This window comes from Rhizobium sp. BK181 (genome assembly GCF_014193305.1).
Taxonomy (GTDB): Bacteria; Pseudomonadota; Alphaproteobacteria; order Rhizobiales; family Rhizobiaceae; genus Rhizobium.
Window position 1 is genome coordinate 307,273 of sequence record NZ_JACHZA010000002.1, and the last position, 23,454, is coordinate 330,726.

Consider the following 23,454-nt stretch of genomic DNA (forward strand, 5'->3'; position numbering starts at 1 on the left):
CGCCATTTTCAGCCTGCTTTGTGCGAATCGCATATGACTGCGAAAATCCGGAAAGGTTGGACCTGAGCTTTTCCGGCAAGAGTGTATCGAATGGGACGGTCGTTTCCGTGCCCTGATGGAGAATTTTCGATGATGCAATTTCTGGCCAAGGCCGGCCTCGCGACTCTGCTCGCTGCCGGCACGGTTGCCGGAGCGGTTGCGCCGGCTTCCGCCCAGGTAGATGTCTACATTGGCAGCGGTCGTCCGCCACCGCCTCCCGGCTACTACCGCCCGCCACCGCCTGACTACAATCGCCCGCCGCCACGTCCGCGCGGCTGCGACCCGCGGCTTGCTGAGGATATTGCACGCGACTACGGCTTCCGCCGTGCCCGTGTGGTCGACGTGACGCCACGCCGTGTGATCGTGACAGGCTGGACGCGTCGTGGTGCTGACGAAATCAGCTTCGGCAACGTCCGTGGCTGCCCGGTCCTGCGTTAACGGTTGCCGTCGCCAAACTCTGACGAAATAGAACCGCCTTTGCCAACGGTCTTTCCGACCTAGGCAAGGGCGGTTTTTTTAGGCGTGGGAGACCGCGTGGGAGCCGCTCTGTGCCGGCCGTTCTGCGTGGTCAGTCTCTTCCGCCGAGGTTGCAAGCGGCGCCTGGCTGTCAGCCGAAACGACGGCCCGTGGCAGCGGAGTGCCGCGCTTCTTTTCACGTGCCAGCGTCAACAAGCCGGAACAGACGATGAGAACGATACCGGCAGCCATCGGCAGGTCGATGCTGTCGTCGAAGATCAGATATCCGAACGCGATTGCCCACAGCATCTGACTGTACTGAGGTGGGGCAACGAGGTTGGCCGGCGCCAGCCGGGCGGCGGTCATCAGCATCACATTGCCAGCCGCGCCGAGAAGGCCGTAGCTTGCAATGAACAGCCATTGGCGTGGTGTCGGCACGACCATCTCGGACAGCATCAGGATGCCGCTGACGGCGATCGTACCGAGCAGTGCCGCACCGTATAGCGACAGGCGCTTTTCGGCTGGCCCCATCTTACGCATCACGACAATCGAGATTGCAGCGACGAGACCGCCGATCGCCGCGGCCAGGTGACCGGCGGACAGTTCGCGGAAGCCCGGTCGCAGCACGACCAGAACGCCAAAGAAGCCGACGATGACAGCAGCCCAGCGCTGCCAGCGGACATCTTCCCTGAGGAAGATTACCGACAGGATGGTCACGAACGACGGCAGGAGAAACAGCAAGCAGAAGGCCTCGGCCATCGGCAGCTTCGTAAACGTGATGATCGACGCGATCGCACCTATCGCGCCGCAGGCGAACCTGAGTAGCCATAGAGGGCGGTTCGTGCTTCTGACAATATCGAACCAGGAGTCGCCCCTTCCTTTGATAAAGGGCAGGGCAGCACCGCCGAAGAGCGCGCCGATAAAAGCTATCTGGTAAGCTGGCACGCCGCCATGCAGGATCTTGATCGATGCATCGCTGAAGGCAAACACGGCATATGCACCAAACGCGACGAGAACACCGCGCAGTGCAGAGGAGGGGGCTGTCATGAGTCAGATTCGTCCGGAAGAGGGTCTTACAATCTTTACGGATTGCTGACGGCAAAGCGACAGCCGATTGCGAATAGCAGCCATGCACAATCGCTGGCCAGCGTTCGCCGGACCTTACGTTACATATATCTCTAATGGGCTCTGCGATCGCCTCCGGAGGAAATCCGCGAGCAGCGGCTGTTGGCCTTTCAGAATCTTTCGCTCGGCATCCGACAATGTGAACCATTCGGCCCGGTCGACTTCCGGAAACTCCGCCATCACCCCAGAGCGCGGCGGCCACTCCATCCGAAAGTTATTGCTGGCCAGCGCTTCCAGGTCGATGTCTGCCTCAACGGCCCAGGCAGCAACAATCTTGCCACCGGGTTGCTTGTAGTCACCGAGATGATGAAAGCTGCCTTCGACTTCAATCCCGAGTTCTTCGCGGGCTTCACGCCTTGCTGCGTCCAGTTCATCTTCGTCTTCGTTGACGAGGCCCTTGGGGATCGACCAGGCGCCTATATCCTTCTTGGCCCAATAGGGTCCCCCCGGGTGGACCAGGAGGACCTCGTAGTCATCATCATGGAGGCGGTAGATCAACAGACCTGCACTTCGCTTCGCCATATCGACTGCATCCTTCGCTTATCGGGAGGAGCGCTGGGCGGGGAGCGCCCAGCGCGCTGTCTCAATTCGGAGTCTGGCGAAGCGCCGCGCCGTAGTCGCGGTAAACGCTCAGGCAATCGGTATAGCTAAGCGAGCCGTTGTCGCCGTAAATGACATGGGCGCTGGATGCGCTGGTCGCCGCTTCTTCCGATACGAAGAGGATCGCCTCGCCAAGCGATTTTCCCATGATCGGCTCCTCGGTGCCGTCTTCCTGCATGATGCCTTCAATAATTGCGGCGATCTGGCGGTGGCTAAAGACCGCCCGTCTGTCTTCCGGTGTCATCGTTCTTACCTCTGCGTGAAATCAATGCATCTATCTGCCCAGCCGAAGCGGTTCATGACTTCCTGCGCAGCCGTGGTCGAGTTGGCTGCTCCGCTTGTCGGAATGCCCTAACAATGAGGGGCGGCAGGCGCTTTACCTAACCGTCCGTATCGCCGTGCGCGCAAACCGCAGCTGCCGGCCGACTTAAGTCGCGATCCGCAATAGGTCGCGATAGGAACTAGATAGAGTCTTATTGTCGACCGGCAAGATGGCCGCTGACAACTATCACCATCTAGTGACGTGACGGTTCATGTCGCCCTTCACGATTGCGTTTGGCAAGTGGTATGCGTGCGACTATATCGTCGCTGATGAGACAAACAGGGCGATAACGGACATGTTTCAAGCCGCGACGATAAATTCTGCCAACAAGGCCGATTTCTACAAAGAGCTTTGCCAGCAATTGCAGGGGCTTTTGCATGGCGAGAGCGATGCGATCGCCAATGCTGCGAATACCTCGGCACTCATGTTCGAAATGATGCCGGATCTGAACTGGGCGGGCTTCTATTTCCTCAAGTCGGATAGCGAGCTGGTTCTCGGACCATTCCAGGGCAGACCGGCCTGTGTCCGCATCGCGGTTGGCCGCGGGGTCTGCGGAACCGCTGTCGAAAAAGGGGCATCGATCCTCGTCGAGGACGTGCATGTGTTTCCGGGACACATCGCCTGTGACGCAGCTTCGCGTTCGGAACTCGTCGTGCCGCTTCATCACGACGGCAAGATCCTCGGCGTTATCGATCTCGACAGCCCGACGGCGGCGAGATTCGACACCGAGGACCAAGCTGGCGTTGAGGCGCTGGCTCGGATCTTCGTCGCCGCAAGCTACTGAAGTCTGCCAGGGTTAAGGAATACGGCAGCGGAAGCGCTGCTATCCCGCTAAAGAAAAGGGACGGTCCCTCGAAGGACCGTCCCTTTGTCGTTCTCAAATCGAGGCCGGAGCGCGTTACTGCTTTCGCTTCTTCGCCTCGTCATCCATCAGTTCGTACCACATCGCGTTGAGGACTGCGAAGGCGGCGGCCAAGGGCAGGCCAAGTATCCATGCGAAATACCACATTGTTGTTCTCCTTCAGTAGGCGTGGCCGCTCTTGTCGGTGACCGTCTTCTCGTCGACCTTTCCCCAGAGCACTTTGTAGACCCAGGCGGTGTAGGCGAAGATGATCGGCAGGAAGATCACCGAGACAACGAGCATGGTGAACAGGGTGGAATGGCTCGACGATGCATCCCATACCGTCAGGCTCGAGTTGGGCTCTAGCGACGAGGGCAGGATGAACGGGAACATCGAAAGGCCGACGGTGGAAATGATGCCGAAGATCGACAGCTTGCTGAAGAGCAGAGCCGCAACCTCCCACCTTGCCCGCAGCGCGAGGAAGGCAGCGGCGGCCCCCGCGAAGCCGAGGATCGGGGCGATCAGCATCCACGGATGAGTGCCGTAGTTGGCGAGCCACGAGCCGTCATGAGTGGCCGTCTTGAAGAGCGGGTTCGACGGGCCGCCAGGGTTGATCTCACTGGTAATGTTATAGCCGTTCACCCCGATCGCCAGGAAGATTCCGCCAAGCGCAAAGAGACCGATCACGGCGAGCGAGGCAAAGCTGCCATATGTTCTTGCCCGCTCGGCAACCGGGCCCGTGGTTTTAAGGACCAGCCAGGAAGCTCCGTGCAAGACCAACATGGAGACCGAGAGCAGTCCGCAAAGCAGGGCGTAGGGGTTCAACAGTCCGAAGAACGAACCCTCATAGAAGATCCTCATATCAGCTGGATCGAAGCGGAACGGCACGCCTTGCAGCACATTGCCGACCGCGACGCCGAAGATCAGTGACGGGACGAAGCCGCCAATGAACAGCGCCCAATCCCAGTTGCTGCGCCAACGCGCGCTCTCCCGCTTCGAGCGGTATTTAAACCCAACCGGACGCAGGATGAGCGCCAGCAGAATCGCGAACATCGCGAGATAAAAGCCTGAGAACGACACTGCATAAAGCGGCGGCCAAGCCGCGAAGATGGCGCCGCCGCCGAGGATCAGCCATACCTGGTTTCCTTCCCAGACCGGGCCGATCGTGTTGATGGCGACGCGCCTCTCCGTGTCCGTCTTTGCGACGAAGGGAAGCAGCGTGCCGACGCCGAGGTCGAAGCCGTCCGTGGCGGCGAAGGCGATCAGCAGCACCCCGAGGAGCAGCCACCAGATCAAGCGCAGGATTTCGTAGTCTATGAGTTCGTGCAGGATCATGATGGATCACTCCGCTGCGGGGACGAGAGTTTCGGAGATGAGTTCGGCTTCCGGCTCGTTGTCAGGGTCCGGTCCCTTCTGAATGGCCCGGATCATGAGCGTCATCTCGACGACGATGAGGGCGGTATAGAGGGCAGCAAAGCCACAGATCGTCAGCAGAACCGTGCTTGCCCCGAGGCTCGACACAGCCATTGCCGTCGGCAGCACGCCTTCGATGACCCAGGGCTGACGACCGATTTCGGCAACGATCCAGCCGGCTTCGATGGCAATCCACGGAAGTGGAATGGCAAAGACGGCGATTTTCAGCAGCAATGGGTACTTGTCCAAATGACGTCGTGCCGACAGCCAGAAGAAGGTTGCCGTCAGGACGATGAAGAACATGCCGAGCCCGACCATGATGCGGAACGACCAGAAGAGCGTCGGAACATGCGGAACGGTATCGCGTGCGGCCTGGGTGATCTGCGCGTCGGTCGCCTGGCGTGGATCATCGACATAGCGCTTCAGAAGGAGAGCATAGCCAAGCTCGTGCCCGATCTCCTCGAAGGAACTGCGCAGCTGAGGTGCGATCGCATCCGGCGTTGCGGCCGCGCGGATCTCCATCAGCGCGTCGTAAGCCTTGATACCGTCGCGGATACGAGCCTCAGCCTTCTGTTCCAGTTGGTCGATGCCGGGGATTTCCGTTGTCAGGGAGCGGGTACCGATCAGGCCCATTACCCAGGGAATATGAACGGCGAAATGCGTTTCGCGAGCTTCCTGATCCGGGAAGCCGAAGGCGGTGAAGGCAGCCGGTGCCGGTTCCGTCTTCCACATGGCCTCGATGGCGGCAAGCTTCATCTTCTGGTTTTCAGTTGCGAGGTAGCCGCTTTCATCGCCGAGGACGACGACCGAAAGCGCCGATGCCAGGCCGAAAGATGCGGCAACCGTCATCGAGCGCTTGGCCATTTCCAGATGGCGACCCTTCAGCATGTACCAGGCAGAAACGCCGAGCACGAAGATCGAGGCGCAGACGTAACCAGCCGAGACGGTGTGGACGAATTTCGCCTGGGCGACGGGGTTGAAGACCACGTCGAAGAAGCTCGTGACTTCCATGCGCATCGTTTGCGGATTGAGCGCCGAACCGACCGGGTTCTGCATCCAGCCGTTGGCGACGAGAATCCAGAGCGCCGAGAAGTTGGAGCCAAGCGCCACGCACCATGTCGCCACCAGGTGACCCACCTTTGACAGCTTGTCCCATCCGAAGAAGAACAGGCCGACGAAGGTCGCCTCGAGGAAGAAGGCCATCAGCCCCTCGATCGCGAGCGGAGCGCCGAAGATATCGCCGACATAGTAGCTGTAGTAGCTCCAATTCATGCCGAACTGGAATTCCATGACGATGCCGGTGGCGACGCCGATCGCAAAGTTGATACCGAAGAGTATGCCCCAGAACTTCGTCATCTGCCGCCAGATCTGGCGGCCGGTCATGACGTAGACCGTCTCCATGATAGCGAGCAATACGGAGAGCCCTAGCGTCAAAGGTACGAATAAAAAGTGGTAAAGCGCAGTCAGCGCAAATTGGAAGCGCGATAGCGCAACTATGTCCAGTTCCATTGTCTTTCTCCCACGGTCCCACGGGATATGAAGAGTCTCCGCCAAGCCGGATTGCCGGGCGGCCATGCGGTGTGGCTCAGTCCGGTCTCAGCCGGTTCAAAGCCTTTTCGAACGCCGCCTCTCCGCGACGTGAAACTTCTGTGATGCGCCCGTCCGCCATGACGGCGATGATATCCGCTATTGCGGCTTCGCGACGGATATGCGTGGCGATGACGAGCGAGCGTCCATTCACCTTCTCGGCCAGCCGGGTCATGACGTCCCGCGCGGTTGCGCCGTCGAGGCCCTCCGTTGGTTCGTCCAGCAGCCAGAGTGGCGTGTCGCGGAGGAACAGGCGGGCAAGAGCAAGGCGGCGCGACTGACCACCCGAGAGCCCCATGCCGCCTTCGCCAAGTTGAGTGTCGAGGCCACGCGGTAGGGCTGCGACATCCTGCAGGAGGCCTGCAGCGATAAGTGCGTCGCGCAACGCGGCATCCGCTGCGTCGGGGCTCGCGAGTTGGAGATTGCCGCGAACGCTATCTTGGAAGAGCTCCGTCCGTTGCGTCAGAAGCGTGGCGTCGAGTCCTTCGGCGGTTCCTTCGGTTGGGAACATTTCGGCTGCGAGGAGCGACAGAAGTGTCGACTTACCTGCACCGCTGGCGCCGACCAGCGCCAGCTTCGCGCCTGCCGGTAGGTCGAGGTCGACCTCGTGAAGGACAGGCGTTTCCGCGTCGTATCCTCCGCTGACGCAATCCAGGCGAAACGCAAATCCGGGACGCGGACTCGCGTTGCTGTGCGGGCCTTCGTTTGCCGACAGGCGAGGCGCGATGCGGCGGGCAGCAAGAAGCGTGCGGCCAAGTTCCATCGCTCCGCGACGCAGCGCACCGAAGGGTTCGACCGCGGCGAATGCGATCAGGATACCCAGCGTGGCAACCGCTGGGCTGATTGCTTGCGCTCCGGCCAATGCCGCAACGGCAAGTAGCGAACCGGCCAGAAGAGCGGTCGTCGCTAAGCCGAAACCGAAGGTAGCGCCGGTTTCAATGCGGTTCAGGCGATCATCGGCAGAGGCTGCGTAGCGGTCAGCGTCGGCAATCGCAGCCCGTTGGGCGTCGAGGCGTCCGGCCATCAACAAGTCGGTTTGCCCAGCGACGAGATCGATGGTGCGGGCGCGAATGGCTTCGATGCCGTAGGTGCGGCGGCGGGCATGCTTTGTTGCCCAGCGTCCGGCCAACAGTGGAATGCCGAGCCCCGTGCCGAGGAGGGTGGCACCGACGGCCAGCCCGAAGAGCGGGTTCATTAGACCGAGGGCTATGCTTGCGGAAAGTGCCGCGATGATTGCCACGCCGGTCGGAACCAGCACGCGTAGATAAAGCGAGTCCAGCGCGTCGATGTCGCCGGTCAGACGGAAAAGCAGGCGGGCGGGCCGGCGTGCGAGTTCGCGTGCGGCGCCGGGTGCTGCCCATCCACGAAATAGGCGCTCGCGCAGGGCGGCGAGCACGCTCAGCGTCGCGTCGTGAGTGGTTAGCCGCTCGCCGTAGCGCGAGGCGGTCCGGCCGAGTGCAAGAAGGCGGATGCCGGCCGACGGCATGAAGACGTCGAACGTAGCGACCGCCGCTGCGGAAAGGCCGGCAATGCCGGTGGCGGTGATGAACCATCCGGAGAGACCAAGCAGGGCAATTCCTGCCGACACTGTGGTCGCGGAAAGCGCAGCTCCGAGGAGCAGGCCGCGGCGGCGTTCGGCAAGGAAAAGCTTGGCGATCGGCCTGAGGGTGGAAAGCGATGCGCTCATTCGGCGGCCTCCCGTACAGTTTTGCGATCGAGGAGGATCGTCTGCTCCATGCGGGAAGCAAGCTGCGGATCGTGAGTCGCGACAACGAGCGTGCGTCCCTTGGCAAGGGCAAGGAGGCTCTCGGTGATCTCGCTTGCGGTTTCGGCATCAAGGTGCGCGGTCGGCTCGTCCGCAAGTACGATACACGCTTCCGCATTGCAGGCGGCACGGGCGATGGCGAGGCGCAACGCTTCGCCACCTGATACTCCCACACCACCATCGCCAAGCGGACGGCGAGCGTGGCTGCGGGCGAAACGGTTGAGCTTTGCGAGATTGAGTGCTTCTGCCACAGATTGCATGGAAACGTTCGGTCGGCCGAGCGAAATGTTGCCCGCGATGGTGCCGGCAAATATGTGCGGCTTCTGGCCGACCCAGGCGATCTTGTCATGAAGGGCAGGGCTGATCGGCTGTCCGTCGATCGTGACGCTGCCGGTGTCGCCGATCACGTGACCAGCGATCAGCGCGAGCAGGGTCGATTTGCCAGAGCCGCTGGCGCCGAGAAGCGCAACATGCTCGCCAGCACGGACGCTCAAATCAAATCCATCGATGGCGGCGTTGCTGCCCTTGCCGTAGCGGAAGCCGACATTGGCCAGGCGAATGGCGCCGGCCGTTGCCACGGCGGGTGCGTCGCTTGCGGTGGGCAGTTGAAGGCCTTCCACATTTAGAGCATCGATTGCCTTCATGGCGGCCTCGCCGGCAGCGCGATCGTGCCAGACGGCAGAGAGCTCCCGTAGCGGCTCAAAGAACGCAGGTGCAAGCAGCAGCACGAAGAGGCCGCTCGTCAGATCGAGGCCTCCGGCCCAGGCGCCGAAACGGATTTCGCCGAGCAGCGAGAAGCCGACGTAGACGGCGACCAGAGCGACGCCCAGCGCTGCGAAAAGCTCCAGAACAGCCGACGACAGGAAGGCGATCTTCAGGACGGCCATCGTTCGGGTTTTCAGCGACTCAGCGTCTGCCCTGAGTCTTGTCGCGGTAACATCGACGGCACCCAGCGAACGGATCGTCGCCATGCCACGCAGGCGATCGAGGAGGAAGCCGTTGAGGCCTCCGGTCGCTGCCAGCTGCTTCTCGCTGGCCGCCTGCGCACGCCAGCCGATCAGCGCCATGAAGACCGGGATAAGTGGCATGGCAAACAGGAGAATGAGGGCGGCAATCCACGAAATGGGGACAACGCAGGCTAGGATGACCGATGGTACGGCACTCGCCTTGAAACGGGCCGGCTGAAAGCGCGAGAGAAAGGGAACTATCATTTCGGCCTGCTCGCCGATCACGCTTGCGGCTTCGCCGGAACTCGGTCTTGTGCTGTCGATCGGCGAGCGTCTGGCGAGGGCTGCTGTGGCAAGTTCGCGCCGGGCCGTCAGTCCGGTTCGGGCGGCACGGAATGCCATGCGACCGCCCACCGCTTCGAGACAGCTTTTCGTTATCCCAAGCAGGGCGATATAAACGGCGAGCCCGAAGACCTCGTTGAAGCCGCCGCCATCTGCGATCCTGCCGACTGCGGTGGCGAGAATGGCCGCCTGCGGTATCCAGATCAGCGATGCGAGCGTCTGGACGGCTGCTGCCATTCGAAGCCCGCGATGTCTGGGCACAGGTTTTTCCGGCTTGACGAAAGCCTGCTTTCCACTTGCGTCTAAGTAAGCACTCCCCATAGCGCTAACTCTTGTTCGCAGGATTGGGCCGGCGGCTGCGGCCGAGCGAAACAACTCGGTCCTTGGCCTCCAACAGCTTCGTCACTTTCGCACCTAAAGAGAGTAACGTTGCAAGGCGCTCGGTTTCAAGTTGTTTTACGTCTTCATACCAATGCGTTAGCTGCTCGATCAGCGCGTGCATCTCGCTCATGCGCTCTTGCGCATGGCGCTCGGCTTCACTTGCCGGCCGCTGCATCAGGATTTCGCGAAGGACCGAGAGCGTCGGGTCTACCTCTCGCTTCTTGCGCTCTTCGGCCAGAGTGCGCAGAATCCGCCAGACATCGTCGGGCGTGGTGAAGAAGTCGCGCCGGTCATCCGGCTTGTGCTTCAGCAGCACCAGGTTCCAGGTCTGAAGTTCGCGCAGGCTCATCGAGACATTCGAGCGCGAGATGCTGAGGGCATCGGCGATTTCCTCGGCGCAGAGCGGCGAAGGAGACACGTAGAGCAGCGCATAGATCTGGCCGACCGTGCGGTTGATGCCCCAGCGCGAGCCCATTTCACCGAAGTGGAGAACGAAGGATTGAACAAGCGGCGGAAGGTTCATCGGGGTTTCCGTTATGTCTGTGATTTCAGAAATTTCTGAAATTACTATAACTGGCTTGGCGCTATGGGCAATCGGGAACAAAGGCTGCGGCAATTTGGTGTCGCGGCGAGTCATAGGAAGATTCGCCGCGACAGAACTTGATCTGGATCAAACGGCGATCGAATGTTTCGCCCGCCCCTGATCGAGATAGCGATCGAATTTCGCAGCGATCGCCCGCACGAAGGGCCGGCCTTTCGGTGTGATCGCGAACGTGTTGCCGTCGAATGTCGTCAGGTCATCCCCGTTGAATAGATGCGCCCGCATCGCATCGGTGACGACAGCGTCGGCGGCGCGTCCAAAGCGTGATCGGAGATCGGAGACAGAGAAGGCGTAGCTGCACATCAGATCCTCGATGGCGGACGCAGCTGCGCGGTCGCCGTCAGAGAGGGAAAAGCCGCGAGCAACAAGTAGACGACCGTCCAGGATTGCCCGGCAGTATTGCCCCGTCGCCGTGATGTTCTGGACATAGCCCTGCGGCAGCCGCCCGATCGAGGACGCGCCGAAACCGATCAATGCGTCCGCCTCGTCGGTGGTGTAGCCTTGGAAATTGCGTCGAAGCGTGCCGTGGGAAAGCTTCTGTGCCATGCAGTCACCTGGCTTTGCAAAATGATCGATCCCGACAGCCACATAGTCGGCGGCAAGAATGGCCTCGGCACCGGCAGCCACCATCTCAAAGCGTTCCACCGGACCGGCCAACGTCGCTGCATCAATCTGCGACTGGTGCTTCTTCATCCAGGGGACATGGGCATAGCCGAACATGGCGATCCGATCGGGCGCCATGGAGAGACATTGTTCGATCGTTCTCAACAGCATCGTTTTGTTTTGGTTCGGCAGGCCATAGACGATATCGAGATTGATCGAGGAGACACCGAGATCTCTTAGCGTGGTCACGACGTCAGCCGTCTCCTCGAAGCTTTGTGGGCGGTTGATCGCGGTCTGTACGATCGGCTCGAAATCCTGCACGCCGACACTTGCCCGCGTTATGCCCAGGGATCTCCATGCCTGCAGGCGCTCCGCGTCGACATGAGTCGGGTCGATCTCGACGCTGATCTCGGCGTTCGGTGCAATATCGAAATGCCGATCCAGTGTGTCGCGCAATCTCTGCAGGTCTGTTGGGTTCACGATCGTCGGCGAACCGCCGCCGAAATGGATCGCACTGACCTTGCGCCGCTCGGGCAGGCACCCGGCAACAAGCTCGATCTCCCTGTTGAGAACATCGAGATAGGCTGCGATCGGATCATAGCGACGCACCTGCTTGGTATGGCAGCCGCAGTAGAAGCAGAGCCGATCGCAGAACGGGATGTGCAGGTAGAGCGACAGCGATCCATCCGCCTGCTGGCCGAGCCATTCCCGATAGACGGCTTCGTCGACGCCGTCATGGAAGTGCGGAGCCGTTGGGTAGCTGGTGTAGCGTGGTACGGGAGCGGCGTAGCGGGCGATGAGTTCGGCGTTCATGGCGTGTCCTTTTGGGGAAGCCATAACCGGCTCCGAACGGTGACACTTTGATCTCGATCAAGAAAACGCTGTTCTCCCGCTGTGGCTGTAGTTATGCTTTTGCGCGGAGCTGATTTGATGCGCAAAGACATACATAATTCAAACATACCAGTGCGTTGCATGAGTTGTGAGGTTCGTCACAAGGGCATGTGCGGCGCGCTCAGCGCCGACGAATTGCTGGCGCTGTCAGCGCATACGCGCCTGGTCAACCACGAATCCGGCGATGAGCTTGCCGGCGAGAAGATGCCGGCCGAAGCCTATGCCACTGTCATCCGTGGCGTCGTGAAGCTCACCAAGACGCTGGAAGACGGACGCCAGCAGATTGTCGGCCTGCAGTTCGCGCCCGATCTTCTCGGCAGGCTGAACGCGAATGAGAATGCAGTGTCGGTGGAGGCGGCTTCCGACGTCAACCTCTGTCGCATTCCGAAGGCGGCGCTGGAGCGCATGGTCAAAAGCAACCCTGCGCTCGCCGAACGCCTGATGTCGCAGACGCTGCGCGAGCTCGATGAAGCCCGCGATTGGATGGTGACGCTTGGGCGCAAGACGGCGGCGGAGAAGGTTGCGAGCTTCCTGCTTTTGATCGCAACGCATCTCGATCCGGAGGCCGTCGGCGAAAAGCGCAAGTTCGATCTGCCGCTATCGCGGGCTGACATCGCTGACTTCCTGGGGCTGACGATCGAGACGGTCTCTCGCCAGATGTCGAAGCTGAAGGCCGATGGGGTGATCTCGATCGTTGCCAACAGGCATATCGAGGTGCCGAAGCTCTCGAAGCTCAAGGCCTGCTGCGGCTCCTGACGATCTCTGTGCGACACCCTTCAATGCCGGTTGCCGAGGAAGCCCATTCCGTGCAGGAGTGATGGTTCACCTCGTTTGAGAAGAGAGCTGCATGTCTGCCTTCGCCAATCCGCTTGTCTCCCGTCTGTCTCCGCCTCCCATTCCCTCGGTGCTCGCCTGGGCTCGCGAATACAAGGGCGGCAAGGGGCCGTTGGTCGATCTTTCGCAGGCGGTACCCGGCTATCCGGCCCATCCTGAAATGCTGCGGCTGCTTGGCGAAGCGGCATCGTCGCCGAAGACGACGGGCTACGGTCCGATCGAGGGCGAGGGCGTGCTGCGAGAGGCTTATGCCGGGCATATGTCCAAGGTCTATGGGGCGTCCGTTTCGGCAGCCAACATCCATATCACCGCGGGCTGCAACCAGGCCTTCATGTCGGCGGCAATCGCGCTTACCGGTTCCAGCGATACGGTGGCACTGACCAATCCGTTCTACTTCAATCAGGAGACGACTTTGTCGATGCTCGGCATCAAGCGCGTTCTGGTCGAGTGCGACCCCGAGAACGGCTTTTTGCCGGAGATTCACTCGGCGGAGAAGGCCCTGGCTGATGGCGCCAAGGTGCTGGCGGTGGTGACACCGAACAATCCGACAGGCGCGATCTATCCGTCTGAGTTGCTGCTTGAGCTCTTCACCCTCTGCCGCAAGCATGGGGCGTGGCTGATCGTCGACGAGACCTATCGCGACTTCCTTCCCGACGGCTACGGCGCTCCGCATCCGCTGCTTGCGATCCCCGGTTGGGAAGACACGCTGGTCCTGCTCTACAGCTTCTCGAAGTCCTTCTGCATTCCCGGCCATCGCCTCGGGGCGATCACGGCCGGCGTCAACGTCGTTGCCGAGATCGCCAAGGTCATGGACAATATGCAGATCTGCGCGCCACGCGCGGCCCAGGTTGCGGTTGCCGCGGCGATGCCGATCCTTGCCGACTGGCAGGCAGCAAACCGCCTGGAGATCGCACGTCGTGCGGATGCATTGCGGGCCGTGATGTCGGGGTTGCCCGGTTGGGAGATCGGTGCGCTTGGCGCCTATTTCGCGTTCATCCGCCATCCGTTCGCGGAGCTTGGCTCGGCCGCCGTCGCGGAGCGTCTGGCGAAGGAGGCTGGTGTCGTCTGCCTGCCGGGAAGCTACTTTGGAGAAGGGCAGGAGCACTATCTCAGGCTTGCCTTCGCCAATGCCGACGCTGCTTCGATCAGCCTGCTCGCGGATCGTCTGCGGTAGTTTGAAATGACAAAGGCCCGCATCGGCGGGCCTTTATTCCTCTTGGCGAATTCTCGTATCAGACGACGACCGTTAGCGGCGGTATCCGCTTGTCTGCCGGGTTAGCCTGCTCGGAGGCCTCCAGCAGATTGAGCTCCCGCCGCTCCTTCTCCGACACGATCGCCAGGTCGAGGACCTTCTGCAGGTTTGCGGCGTGGCGGAAGGTCGGGTCGTCCTGCTTTCCGGTTCTGACGGCTTCGGCAAAGCGTTGGTAGTTCGTCAGAACGGCCGGGACTTCGATGTCGCGCCAAGTGGCGGTCTCGATATCCTCTCCGAAGCAGCCGCGCAGTTCGGAGCCGTCAGGGCGATGGATGACCTCGAGGCTGCCCTTTTCGCCATAGATGCGAAGCTTCAGCTCGTTGAGATGACCGGTTGCCCAGCGGGTCGCGTGGATGACGCCGAGCGCACCGTTGGTGAAATCGACCGACATGGTGAAGCTGTCGTTGGCATCCAGCAGATATTCGCCGATCTGGCCGCCGGGCGCCTTGTTGAAGGTCTTCAGGCGGGCAAAGACGTGGTCGATATCGGTTGCCGCGCCATAGGCGGCGAAGTCGAGGATGTGGATGCCGACATCGCCGAGCACGCCGTTCGAGCCGTGGCCGGTCGACAAACGCCAGAGCCAGCGCGATTCCGTACGCCAGTCACCCCAGGCGCGCGAGACCAGCCAGCTCTGCAGGTAGGATGCCTCGACGTGACGGATGGTGCCCAGTTCACCAGCCAGCACCATTTCGCGGGCGCGCTGCAGGGGGGCGACGTTGCGATAGGTGAGGTTGACCATGTTGATGACGCCTGCAGCTTCCGCTGCCTCCGTCATTTCGAGTGCATCGGCATAGTGCTCTGCCAGCGGCTTTTCGCAGAAGACGTGCTTGCCTGCTGCGATCAGCGCCAGGCTGGTCGCGTGGTGGATACGGTCAGGCGTGACGTTGGTCGCCGCGTCGAATTCACCCCATGCGATCGCTTCATCGAGGGAGAGGAAGCGCTTCTCGATGTGGAAGTGATCGGCAAATTCGGCCAGGCGTGCCGGGTCGGTATCGACGGCGCCGACAACCTCCACGCCATCGATGGCGAGGAAGTTGGCAACCTGGTTTCTGGCCATCGAGCCGGTACCAAGAACGAGTAGACGCATATGTGTGCTCCTCAGCGGTAACCGGCTTCGCCGGCCTGGTGCAGACGCGGGCCGCGTTCGACGATCGGCTCGAGAGCCTTTTCGACCGGCACATTCGGGGCATCGGTGATGCTCTTCAGATCGCCCTGCGGGTTATAGGCCCATTTCACGCCGTTGATCAGTACCTTCTGGACGTTGGCATCATGATAGGTCGGATAGGTTTCATGGCCAGGGCGGAAGTAGAAGATGTTGCCGGCGCCGCGGCGCCAGGTGAGGCCCGAACGGAAGACTTCGCCACCCTGGAACCAGGAGATGAAGACCGTCTCCAGCGGCTCCGGCACGGAGAACTGCTCGCCGTACATTTCCTCGTTTTCGAGGACGAAGTTTTCATCGAGGCCGGCGGCGATCGGATGGCGCGGGTTGATCGTCCACAGACGCTCGCGTTCACCGGCTTCGCGCCACTTCAGCGCGCAGGGGGTGCCCATCAGGCGCTTGAAGATCTTCGAGAAGTGGCCGGAGTGCAGGACCAGCAGGCCCATGCCTTCCCAGACGCGCTTGGCGACACGCTCGACGACGACGTCGGAGACCGCGCCGTGATCCTTGTGGCCCCACCAGGTGAGGACGTCGGTTTCGGCAAGGCGGGCTTCCGTCAGGCCGTGCTCGGGCTCCTGTAGCGTCGCCGTCGTCGCCTGGATCGCCGGATCGGTGTTCAGCGCGTTGGCTATAGTGGTGTGCATGCCTTCGGGATAGATGCCCCGAACGATGGCATTGGTGGTTTCGTGGATGTTTTCACCCCAGACAATGGTGCGAATAGCCAAGTGATTGCTCCTTCATGCGAATGGTGGATCGACCTCGATGGGAGGCGTGGCGGATCCTGTGGTTTCGGGTAGGTGTCAGGCCGCGCCCTTGAGGGGTACTCTTTCGAGCGCGCGTCCGGATTGGTCGAAGCGGTGAATACGGCCAGCCATCGGGGAAACCCCGAGTTTCTGGCCGGGCTGGTGGCCGGAGACGCCCGTCTCGCGCACGACGAGCGGCTCCGATGTGCCGATGTCGAGATAGACGAAGCTGTCCGAGCCGAGAATTTCGGAATGAATGACGGTGCCGCTCCAGGCGGCGTCCTGCTGAACGATCTCCATATGCTCGGCGCGAACACCGATGGTGTGGGCATTGTAGGGTGCCGCGAATTCACCGGTCAGGAAGTTCATTTTGGGTGAACCGATGAAGCCGGCGACGAAGACGGAATTCGGCGTCTCGTAGAGTTCGAGCGGCGTGCCGACCTGCTCGACGACGCCATCCCGTAGAACGCAGATGCGGTCGGCCAGCGTCATCGCTTCCACCTGGTCATGGGTGACGTAGATCATTGTCGTGCCGTGCATGCTGCGGTGAAGCTTGGCGATCTCCAGCCGTGTTGCGACGCGCAGCGCCGCATCGAGGTTCGACAGGGGCTCGTCGAACAGGAACACCTTGGGATCGCGGACAATGGCGCGGCCGATCGCGACGCGCTGGCGCTGGCCGCCCGACAATTGGCGCGGCAGGCGCTCAAGATAGGGCGACAGCTGCAGCATGCCGGCAGCCTGCTCGACACGAGCCTTGCATTCTTCCTTGGTGCGTCCCGACAGCTTCATGCCGAAAGCCATGTTCTCGAACACGGTCATATGCGGATAGAGCGCATAGGATTGGAAGACCATGGCGATGCCGCGCTTCGACGGTGCGTAGCGGTTGACGGCCTCGCCATCGAAGGAAAGCGTACCCGAGCTGATGTCTTCCAGTCCGGAGATCAGTCGCAGCAGCGTGGACTTGCCGCAGCCGGACGGGCCGACGAAGACCATGAACTCGCCTTTGCGGATATCGAGCGAGACACCCTTGATGACTTCAAGCGCACCGAAGCTCTTGCGGATATTGTCGAGTCGAATCTGTGCCATATCGTGCTTTCTTCAACCTTTGACGCCGCCGGCGGTCAGGCCGGAAATGATGCGCCGCTGGAATATCAGGACCAGGACAACGACAGGGACCGTGACGATGACGGATGCTGCCATGATGTTGCCCCACGGGATTTCGAACTGGCTGCCGCCTGAAAGCAGGGCGATGGCAACCGGCACCGTTCGCTGAGCGTCCGATGAGGTGAATGTTAGGGCGAAGAGGAATTCGTTCCAGGCCGTAATGAAGGCAAGCAGGCCGGTCGTGACCAGTGCCGGCCACATCAGCGGCATGAAAACCTGAGTGATGATGACCCACGGCGAGGCGCCGTCGACGATTGCCGCTTCCTCGATTTCAATCGGCAGATCGCGCATGAAGGTGGTCAGAACCCAGACCGTGAAGGGCAGGGTGAAGATCATGTAGGAGAAGATCAGCGCAAACGGCGTGTTGAAGATGCCGATCCAGCGGATCAGCTCGAACAGGCCGGCGAGGACGGCGATCTGCGGGAACATCGAGACCGACAGTATCGTCAGCATCAGCAGCGCGCGGCCGCGGAAATTGACACGGGCAAGCGCATAGGATGCGGTGACGGCGAGCAGCAAAGAGGCGGCGACAACGAGGATGGCGACGAGCAGCGAGTTGCCAAGACTGCGGATGAAGCTGCCCGTGGTCAGGACCGTCGTGTAGTTGGTGAGCGAGATCGAGGTCGGCCAGTAATTGACCTCGAAGAGGGCCGTGCCGGCTTTGAAGCTCGTCAGGATCGCGTAGTAGAATGGGAATACCGCGATGATGACGATGACGGCGACGAGCAGGTAGAAGAGGGTGTTCTTGGTAGCGGTCAGCAGCATCAGCGTTCGCTCCCGCCGAGTTTGACGCGACCGAGCCACATGTAGAGCACGGTGATCGTCGCGATGATCAGGAAGAGCACCGTCGAGGCCGTCGCCCCATAGGCGAACTTGTCGAAGTCGAAGAGGTTTTCGCGGGCCATGACCGACATGGTCTTGGTCTGAGCATTGTTCGGCGTCAGCACGTAGATCAGGTCGAAGATTCGCAGGGCGTCGAGCATGCGGAAGATCACGGCAACCATGATTGCGGGTCGTACCAGCGGCAGGGTCAGGCGCCAGAACACCTTGATCGGGTTGATGCCATCGATCTTGGCCGCCTCGTAGATATCGGCGGGGACCATCTGCAGGCCCGCAAGGATGAGGAGCGCCATGAAAGGCGTCGTCTTCCAGACGTCGACGATCAGCACCGCGATCATCGCCGTCTCCGGATTGGCGGTCCAGGCAATCTTCTGGGTGATCAGGCCCATGCCGAGCAGGATGTCGTTCAGGATGCCGAACTGGTCGTTGAGCATCCAGGCCCACATCTTGGCGGAAACGATTGTCGGGATCGCCCAGGGAATGAGGATGGCGGCGCGGACGATGCCGCGGCCGGGGAAATTGGCGTTCAACACCAGGGCGACGATGAGGCCGAGAATGGTTTCGATGGTCACCGACAGGAACGCGAACTTCATCGTGTTCCAGACGGCGCGCCACCAGTTCGGGTCCGCAAGCAGGCCGCTATAGACGGTGCGCCCGCTCTTAAGCGTGATCCATGAGAGATAATTTTTGAAGCCGACGAACTGGGCGTCACCGAGGCTCGTGAGGGATGCGTTCGTGAAGCTGAAATAGATCGTTCTGAAAAGCGGCCATCCGGCAACAACGGCCAGAATGAACAGGGTGGGGGCCAGGAATATCCAGGCGGAACGGATGCGCTCGGAGCGCAGGTCCGACGAGGTATTGACGGCGCGCGCTCGCGATCCGACGCTTGGGGAAACTGCGGCTTCAGTCATGAGGTACCCGCTTCTTGAGGCGATTGACGGTGGCGTCTTCAGGGAAAGGCAGCGGCGGAAAGCCCGCCGCCGCCGATGCTGTCGATCACCAGTTCTCGCCCTTCAGCGATGTCAGGTCGGCCTCGAGAAGCTCGAGGTTTTCTGCGGAGGTGCCGTTGCCCGAAAGCGAGTTGTGAACGGCGGTCCAGAACTTCGAGGAGACCTCGTTGTACTTGACCTTGGCGGATGCCGACGGACGCGGAACGGCGTTCTGGAAGATCGGCTTCCAGTTCGGCATGAACGGCGCTGCGGCAGCGATGTCCTTGTCGTCGTAGAGCGCAGCCAGCGTCGGCAGGTTGGACAGCTCGATCGCGCGCTGCTTCTGGCTTTCCTTGGAGGTCAGGAACTTGACGAGTGCGATTGCGACGTCCGGGTTCTCGGAGTACTTGGAGACGGCAAGGTTCCAGCCGCCGAGCGTCGAGGAGGGCGTGTCGCCTTCCTTGGCAACCGGAAGCGTCGTTACGTCGAACTTGCCCTTGACGGCGCTGTCCCCGCCATTGCCGAGAGCATAGGCATAGGGCCAGTTGCGCATGAAGACCGCATTGCCGGTCTGCCAGACGCCACGGGACTCTTCTTCCTGGTAGGCGAGCACGCCGCCTGGCGAAATCGTTCCGACCCAACCCTTGGCGCGGTCGATCGCTGCTGCTGCCTTCTCGTTGTTGATGGAGATGGTGCCATCCGGCTCGATGATCTGGCCGCCGCCAGAGGACTTGACCCACTCGAGCGCATTGCAGGTCAGGCCTTCATAAGCGTTGCCCTGGAACACATAGCCCCAGAGATCCTTCTGGCCGGCTGCGCGTTCCTTGTCCTGGATTTCCTTGGCGGTCGCCGCCATTTCGTCCCAGGTCTTCGGCGGCTGCTTGCCGTACTTCTCGAGCAGGTCCTTGCGATAGAAGAGCGCCGGCGCATCGGTGTAGAGCGGCATGGCGACGAGGCGACCGTTCACGGTCTGCGAGGCGATGATCGACGGGAAGAAATCGCCGACGACATCCTTTGCGGCATCCTTGAGGTCGACGAACTGGTCGGCGAGCTGCGGCGCCCAGATGACGTCGGTCTGATAAACGTCGACGTCCTTGTTGCCGGCGGCGAGCCACAGGCGGTACTGCGAGAACTGCTCCGTCGACGACGACGGCATGGTCACGATGCTGACCTTGTTGCCGGTTGCCTTCTCGAACTCGTCGAGCTGCTTGCGGAAGAGGTCGAGGTTTTTGCCGGTCGAGCTTGCGGAAATACTGATGTTGGCGGCGAACGAGGGCTGTGCGACACCGAGCAGCGCGGCCGCGATGGCGACCGCTGTGAAATGAAACTTCATATCTTCCTCCCAAAAGAACCAAACATTGGAAAAATTGAAAACGGTTTGGCTGGAAAAAATTGTCAGAAGGTCGATATTGAGTCAAGCGGGCACACGTGTCAAAGTCGCACAACCGCGATCACATATTGATAACAAAGAAAAATCATAGGGATGGCGGTAGTTTCGGTTGTGGGAAAAGAGACAAGCCTCACTCAAAGGAATATCTAAAATTGAAAACGGTTTGGCTATTTGCGAACTGATGCGCTTAGGCCATAAGGGAGACAGCACCGGTTGGCGTCCAGCCAGCCAGGTCAGGACGAAAGACGCACCGTCGGATGAAGCTTAAAGAGTTCGCGAAGCAGGTAGGATTGTCCCCGACCACGGTCAGTCGGGCGCTGAGCGGCTACCCCGAGGTGAGCGAGACCACGCGCGCCCGTGTGGCGGAAGCTGCTATGCGGCTGGGTTACAGTCCGAACGTCAATGCCGTGCGGCTGAAAACCGGTCGGGCAGGGGCTATCGGCGTGGTAATGGGGCGCGCCGGCGAATTTCACTTCGCGGAGTTCATGGCCGGCATGGCGGAGCGGCTGGTGGCGGAGGAGACCGACATTCTCGTCATCCCGATGGCGGATCCCAACCACGAGGATGAGATGCAGCTCTACCGTCGACTCGTGGAGAGCCGGCGTGTCGACGCGATCATCGTGCACTCGCCCAAACCCAATGACGAGCGCATTGCGCTGCTCCACGAACTCGGCATGCCGTTCCTCGTGCACGGGCGGTCGGCCATCGATGTGCCGCATGCCTGGCTCGACATCGACAACGAAGCTGCGATCAAGCGCGCCACGTCGCACCTGATCGATCTTGGCCACCGGCGCATTGCAATGATCAATGGTCGGTCGGGCGCGACCTACGCTCTTCACCGGGACAGTGGCTTCCGCAAGGCACTTCAAAGTCACGGCATCGAGCCTGATCCGCAGCTGATGGCGAGCGGCAACTTCACTGACGAGCTCGGTTTCCGGTTTGCGCGGTCCTTCCTGGAGCAACCGAACCCACCAACAGCCTTTGTGGCGGGATCCATGATGACGGCGCTCGGTGTCTATCGCGCGGTCCGATCGCTTGGGATGCAGATCGGGCGCGACGTCTCGGTCATCGCCCATGACGACGTCTTTCCGTATCTCACCGCCGACAACATGGTGCCGTCGCTGTCGGCGACGCGGTCCTCGATGCGGGCGGCCGGAACGCGATGTGCGGATCTTGTCCTGCAACTGCTGTCGGGTCGGTCTCCATTGGAAATCCACGAGCTCTGGCCCGTCGAACTCATTCTGCGCGAATCAACGGGGCCGGCGAGACCGTCCAGGTCCTAGTCTTCCTCGTCCGCCGCGCCGCGAGCGAGCCGTTTCAGGGCTGCCTGCGAGTAGAATATCGCGCGGTTCCCCTGGAATCTGGAAAGTTGATTGCCTCAAGCAAAGGATTTCGGTGCGTCGTTGATTGAGCCGGCGGCGCCAACGCGGCATATTGCCGGCAGTTGCTGACGCATGTCGGCCATCCTCCCGGTCGATGAAGCAACTGTTCCCTCTGGAGGTTCTTGACCTCACACCTTAGCCACCGCGGGAGCGGTGGCTTTTCTTTTTGTGTGCCGCTCCATTGCAGCAACTTGGAACCTTCGGTTGTCGCTTCCGTTCCTTCAAAGAAGAGATGTTTAAGGAGAGCGTCATGCAGGTCGTCGGTACGCAGGTCATTCCCGAAATGGGTGGCAAACGGGGCTTTACCATCGAATTCGTTGGCGATGGGGGAGAGGTAGTATCCGTGCTGTTACGGAACGACGAGACGCAATCGGTCAACCCAAGAAACGCGGTCGAACGCGCCAAGGCGGTGATGCTGGAGATCGCCGCCACGACCGGCGAGGGTACTTCCGATCCCGTGACAGCGCGGCCCAGCGCTCGTGCGTCGGGTGATCAAAGTACAATGGAAGAACAGCTCGACGAGGGACTGGAAGGCACATTCCCGGCGAGCGACCCGGTTTCGGCAACCGGCTCCACGGTCCCGAGGGGGCCGGCAAAACACTGAGCTGGCTACGAGAAGATCGGTTTCTCCGTTCGCCGGGTGACTTTTAGCAAAAAAAGCGAGCGGAGGGCCCGGATTCCCGGAACTTTTTCGCCTTTGATCTGTTGAATCCCTTCGTTGCAAACGCGGGCGGGTGACACGGTGCCTCACATCCCAAAAATCGATCGCAAGAACGGGCGGATGGATGCGCGCGACAGGCTGATCATCGCGCTGTACGCGCAGCTCAAAGCCGAGCGCCAGACACGCGAAACCCTTGAATGGGTGATCCGCAACGGCGGACTGTCGACCGACGTGCTTGAAGCGATAGCTGCAGATCCCGTTCCGGTGGTGACGAGCGACGACGTCGCGGCCGTCGAGAAGATCGTAGCCTTGGACGAAAGACGGCGGCGCAAACTGCAGAACGACAACTGAGGGGAACGTCATGGCAGCTCGGGCAAGCTGGAAGGGTCATCTGAAAGTCGGGGATCTCGTTTGCGCGGTCGGATTGTACACCGCCGTCTCCACCTCGGATCGCATTTCGTTCAACATCATCAGTCGAAAAACCGGCCATCGCGTCGAGCGGCAGTTCGTCGACAGCGAAACTGGCAAGGCCGTCGAACGCGATGACCAGGTCAAGGGATACCAACTGGACAACGGCGAATACATCGTGATCGAAGGCGACGAGATTGCGGGCGTCATGCCTGAGAGCGACAAGGTGCTGAACGTCCAGAACTTCGTGCCCTACAACGAAATCAACAAGCTCTATTTCGACAAGCCGTACTACTTGGCGCCCGTCAGCGGGGATGACGGGGAGGCGCTCGGGCTGATCGCTCGTGCGATGCGCGATCAGAAGGTGGCAGCGATTGCCGAGGCGGTGCTGTTCCGCCGTAACCGCACAGTTCTGATCCGGCCGCAGGACGACTATATGGTCGCCACCACGCTGAGCTTCGACTACGAGGTCCGCAAGCCCGATACGGTCTTCAAGGACATTCCGGAGATGAAGTTCGACAAGGAAATGCTTGAGTTGGCCGGCCACATCATCGGTACCAAAAAGGGTACGTTCAATCCGCAGGAATATGAGGATCGATACGAGACGGCGCTCTCGGAGCTTGTAAAGGCGAAGATCGAGGGCCGGGAGCTGCCCAAAGCAAAACCAAAGCCGCAGGGCAAGGTAATCGACCTCATGGATGCCCTTCGCCAGAGTGCCAAGCTGAGCGCCAAGCCACGGGCGGCGAAGCGCGCCTCTAGCGAAACGAAAGCGAGCTGAG

24 protein-coding genes are annotated in these 23,454 nt (G+C 61.0%); 8 read left to right on the forward strand and 16 right to left on the reverse strand.

Translation table 11 applies throughout. The features are described 5' to 3' along the window. Positions 1 to 129: 129 nt before the first annotated feature. Entirely contained in the window at positions 130 to 477 is a 348-nt protein-coding gene (locus FHT77_RS08945) for a hypothetical protein (RefSeq protein ID WP_183754408.1), read from the forward strand. A 78-nt stretch (positions 478 to 555) separates the two neighbouring features. Here FHT77_RS08945 and FHT77_RS08950 read toward each other — a convergent pair whose 3' ends face one another. The 3 genes from FHT77_RS08950 to FHT77_RS08960 all read right to left on the reverse strand — a co-directional run bounded on the left by FHT77_RS08950 (position 556) and on the right by FHT77_RS08960 (position 2,464). Continuing rightward, a complete protein-coding gene (locus tag FHT77_RS08950; protein ID WP_183754410.1) occupies positions 556 to 1,542 on the reverse strand; it encodes a DMT family transporter in 987 nt (328 codons plus the stop codon). A gap of 114 nt (positions 1,543 to 1,656) precedes the next feature. Beyond that, positions 1,657 to 2,142 (reverse strand): NUDIX domain-containing protein, encoded by a 486-nt coding sequence (locus FHT77_RS08955; RefSeq protein WP_183754412.1) that lies wholly within the window; start codon positions 2,140 to 2,142, stop codon positions 1,657 to 1,659. A gap of 61 nt (positions 2,143 to 2,203) precedes the next feature. Then, the gene (locus tag FHT77_RS08960; RefSeq protein WP_016554611.1) at positions 2,204 to 2,464 is read right to left on the reverse strand and encodes a hypothetical protein; all 261 of its coding nucleotides are present in this window, start codon (positions 2,462 to 2,464) and stop codon (positions 2,204 to 2,206) included. Positions 2,465 to 2,837: 373 nt separating this feature from the next. Here FHT77_RS08960 and FHT77_RS08965 point away from each other — a divergent pair, with 373 nt between their 5' ends. Beyond that, complete coding sequence (locus FHT77_RS08965) at positions 2,838 to 3,326, forward strand: GAF domain-containing protein (protein WP_183754786.1); 489 nt, start codon at positions 2,838 to 2,840, stop codon at positions 3,324 to 3,326. Positions 3,327 to 3,440: 114 nt separating this feature from the next. Here the strand turns inward: FHT77_RS08965 and cydX are convergent, their stop codons facing one another. The 7 genes from cydX to hemN form a co-directional block, all read right to left on the reverse strand. Beyond that, the gene (gene cydX / locus FHT77_RS08970) at positions 3,441 to 3,551 is read right to left on the reverse strand and encodes a cytochrome bd-I oxidase subunit CydX (RefSeq protein ID WP_007790147.1); all 111 of its coding nucleotides are present in this window, start codon (positions 3,549 to 3,551) and stop codon (positions 3,441 to 3,443) included. 12 nt (positions 3,552 to 3,563) lie between these two features. Further along, positions 3,564 to 4,718, reverse strand: a complete 1,155-nt coding sequence (gene cydB, locus FHT77_RS08975) for a cytochrome d ubiquinol oxidase subunit II (RefSeq protein ID WP_183754414.1) — start codon at positions 4,716 to 4,718, stop codon at positions 3,564 to 3,566. 6 nt (positions 4,719 to 4,724) lie between these two features. Beyond that, positions 4,725 to 6,305, reverse strand: coding sequence for a cytochrome ubiquinol oxidase subunit I (locus FHT77_RS08980; RefSeq protein WP_183754416.1), 1,581 nt, complete (start codon positions 6,303 to 6,305; stop codon positions 4,725 to 4,727). A 76-nt stretch (positions 6,306 to 6,381) separates the two neighbouring features. Continuing rightward, positions 6,382 to 8,070, reverse strand: coding sequence for an amino acid ABC transporter ATP-binding/permease protein (locus FHT77_RS08985; protein WP_183754418.1), 1,689 nt, complete (start codon positions 8,068 to 8,070; stop codon positions 6,382 to 6,384). Continuing rightward, a complete protein-coding gene (gene cydD / locus FHT77_RS08990) occupies positions 8,067 to 9,758 on the reverse strand; it encodes a thiol reductant ABC exporter subunit CydD (protein ID WP_183754420.1) in 1,692 nt (563 codons plus the stop codon). Before cydD ends, FHT77_RS08985 begins: the two co-directional genes overlap by 4 nt. 4 nt (positions 9,759 to 9,762) lie before the next feature. Beyond that, the gene (locus tag FHT77_RS08995; RefSeq protein WP_183754422.1) at positions 9,763 to 10,341 is read right to left on the reverse strand and encodes a GbsR/MarR family transcriptional regulator; all 579 of its coding nucleotides are present in this window, start codon (positions 10,339 to 10,341) and stop codon (positions 9,763 to 9,765) included. 147 nt (positions 10,342 to 10,488) lie between these two features. Beyond that, entirely contained in the window at positions 10,489 to 11,835 is a 1,347-nt protein-coding gene (gene hemN / locus FHT77_RS09000) for an oxygen-independent coproporphyrinogen III oxidase (protein ID WP_183754424.1), read from the reverse strand. Between the two features lie 159 nt (positions 11,836 to 11,994). On the opposite strand from hemN, the gene FHT77_RS09005 reads away from it, so the two are divergent. Continuing rightward, positions 11,995 to 12,669, forward strand: coding sequence for a Crp/Fnr family transcriptional regulator (locus tag FHT77_RS09005; protein WP_246719750.1), 675 nt, complete (start codon positions 11,995 to 11,997; stop codon positions 12,667 to 12,669). Between the two features lie 91 nt (positions 12,670 to 12,760). After that, positions 12,761 to 13,921: an aminotransferase gene (locus tag FHT77_RS09010; protein WP_183754425.1), complete on the forward strand. Its 1,161-nt coding sequence runs from the start codon at positions 12,761 to 12,763 to the stop codon at positions 13,919 to 13,921. Between the two features lie 58 nt (positions 13,922 to 13,979). Here FHT77_RS09010 and FHT77_RS09015 read toward each other — a convergent pair whose 3' ends face one another. From FHT77_RS09015 to FHT77_RS09040, 6 genes are all read right to left on the reverse strand, one after another. Then, positions 13,980 to 15,086, reverse strand: coding sequence for a Gfo/Idh/MocA family protein (locus FHT77_RS09015; protein WP_183754427.1), 1,107 nt, complete (start codon positions 15,084 to 15,086; stop codon positions 13,980 to 13,982). An 11-nt stretch (positions 15,087 to 15,097) separates the two neighbouring features. Then, a complete protein-coding gene (locus FHT77_RS09020) occupies positions 15,098 to 15,883 on the reverse strand; it encodes a ThuA domain-containing protein (RefSeq protein WP_016554600.1) in 786 nt (261 codons plus the stop codon). Positions 15,884 to 15,958: 75 nt separating this feature from the next. Then, positions 15,959 to 16,987, reverse strand: coding sequence for an ABC transporter ATP-binding protein (locus FHT77_RS09025; protein WP_183754429.1), 1,029 nt, complete (start codon positions 16,985 to 16,987; stop codon positions 15,959 to 15,961). A 12-nt stretch (positions 16,988 to 16,999) separates the two neighbouring features. Further along, positions 17,000 to 17,830 (reverse strand): carbohydrate ABC transporter permease, encoded by an 831-nt coding sequence (locus FHT77_RS09030; protein ID WP_183754431.1) that lies wholly within the window; start codon positions 17,828 to 17,830, stop codon positions 17,000 to 17,002. Next, complete coding sequence (locus FHT77_RS09035; protein WP_183754433.1) at positions 17,830 to 18,816, reverse strand: carbohydrate ABC transporter permease; 987 nt, start codon at positions 18,814 to 18,816, stop codon at positions 17,830 to 17,832. Before FHT77_RS09035 ends, FHT77_RS09030 begins: the two co-directional genes overlap by 1 nt. 85 nt (positions 18,817 to 18,901) lie before the next feature. Then, entirely contained in the window at positions 18,902 to 20,167 is a 1,266-nt protein-coding gene (locus tag FHT77_RS09040) for an ABC transporter substrate-binding protein (protein WP_183754435.1), read from the reverse strand. Between the two features lie 314 nt (positions 20,168 to 20,481). Here FHT77_RS09040 and FHT77_RS09045 point away from each other — a divergent pair, with 314 nt between their 5' ends. The 4 genes from FHT77_RS09045 to FHT77_RS09060 all read left to right on the forward strand — a co-directional run bounded on the left by FHT77_RS09045 (position 20,482) and on the right by FHT77_RS09060 (position 23,453). After that, a complete protein-coding gene (locus FHT77_RS09045; protein ID WP_183754437.1) occupies positions 20,482 to 21,507 on the forward strand; it encodes a substrate-binding domain-containing protein in 1,026 nt (341 codons plus the stop codon). Between the two features lie 349 nt (positions 21,508 to 21,856). Continuing rightward, positions 21,857 to 22,210 carry a hypothetical protein gene (locus FHT77_RS09050; protein WP_183754439.1) on the forward strand — a complete coding sequence of 118 codons (354 nt, stop codon included), beginning with the start codon at positions 21,857 to 21,859 and terminating at the stop codon, positions 22,208 to 22,210. Positions 22,211 to 22,387: 177 nt separating this feature from the next. Then, positions 22,388 to 22,618 carry a hypothetical protein gene (locus FHT77_RS09055; protein ID WP_210280836.1) on the forward strand — a complete coding sequence of 77 codons (231 nt, stop codon included), beginning with the start codon at positions 22,388 to 22,390 and terminating at the stop codon, positions 22,616 to 22,618. 10 nt (positions 22,619 to 22,628) lie between these two features. Continuing rightward, positions 22,629 to 23,453, forward strand: a complete 825-nt coding sequence (locus tag FHT77_RS09060; RefSeq protein ID WP_183754443.1) for a Ku protein — start codon at positions 22,629 to 22,631, stop codon at positions 23,451 to 23,453. Position 23,454: the final 1 nt, after the last annotated feature.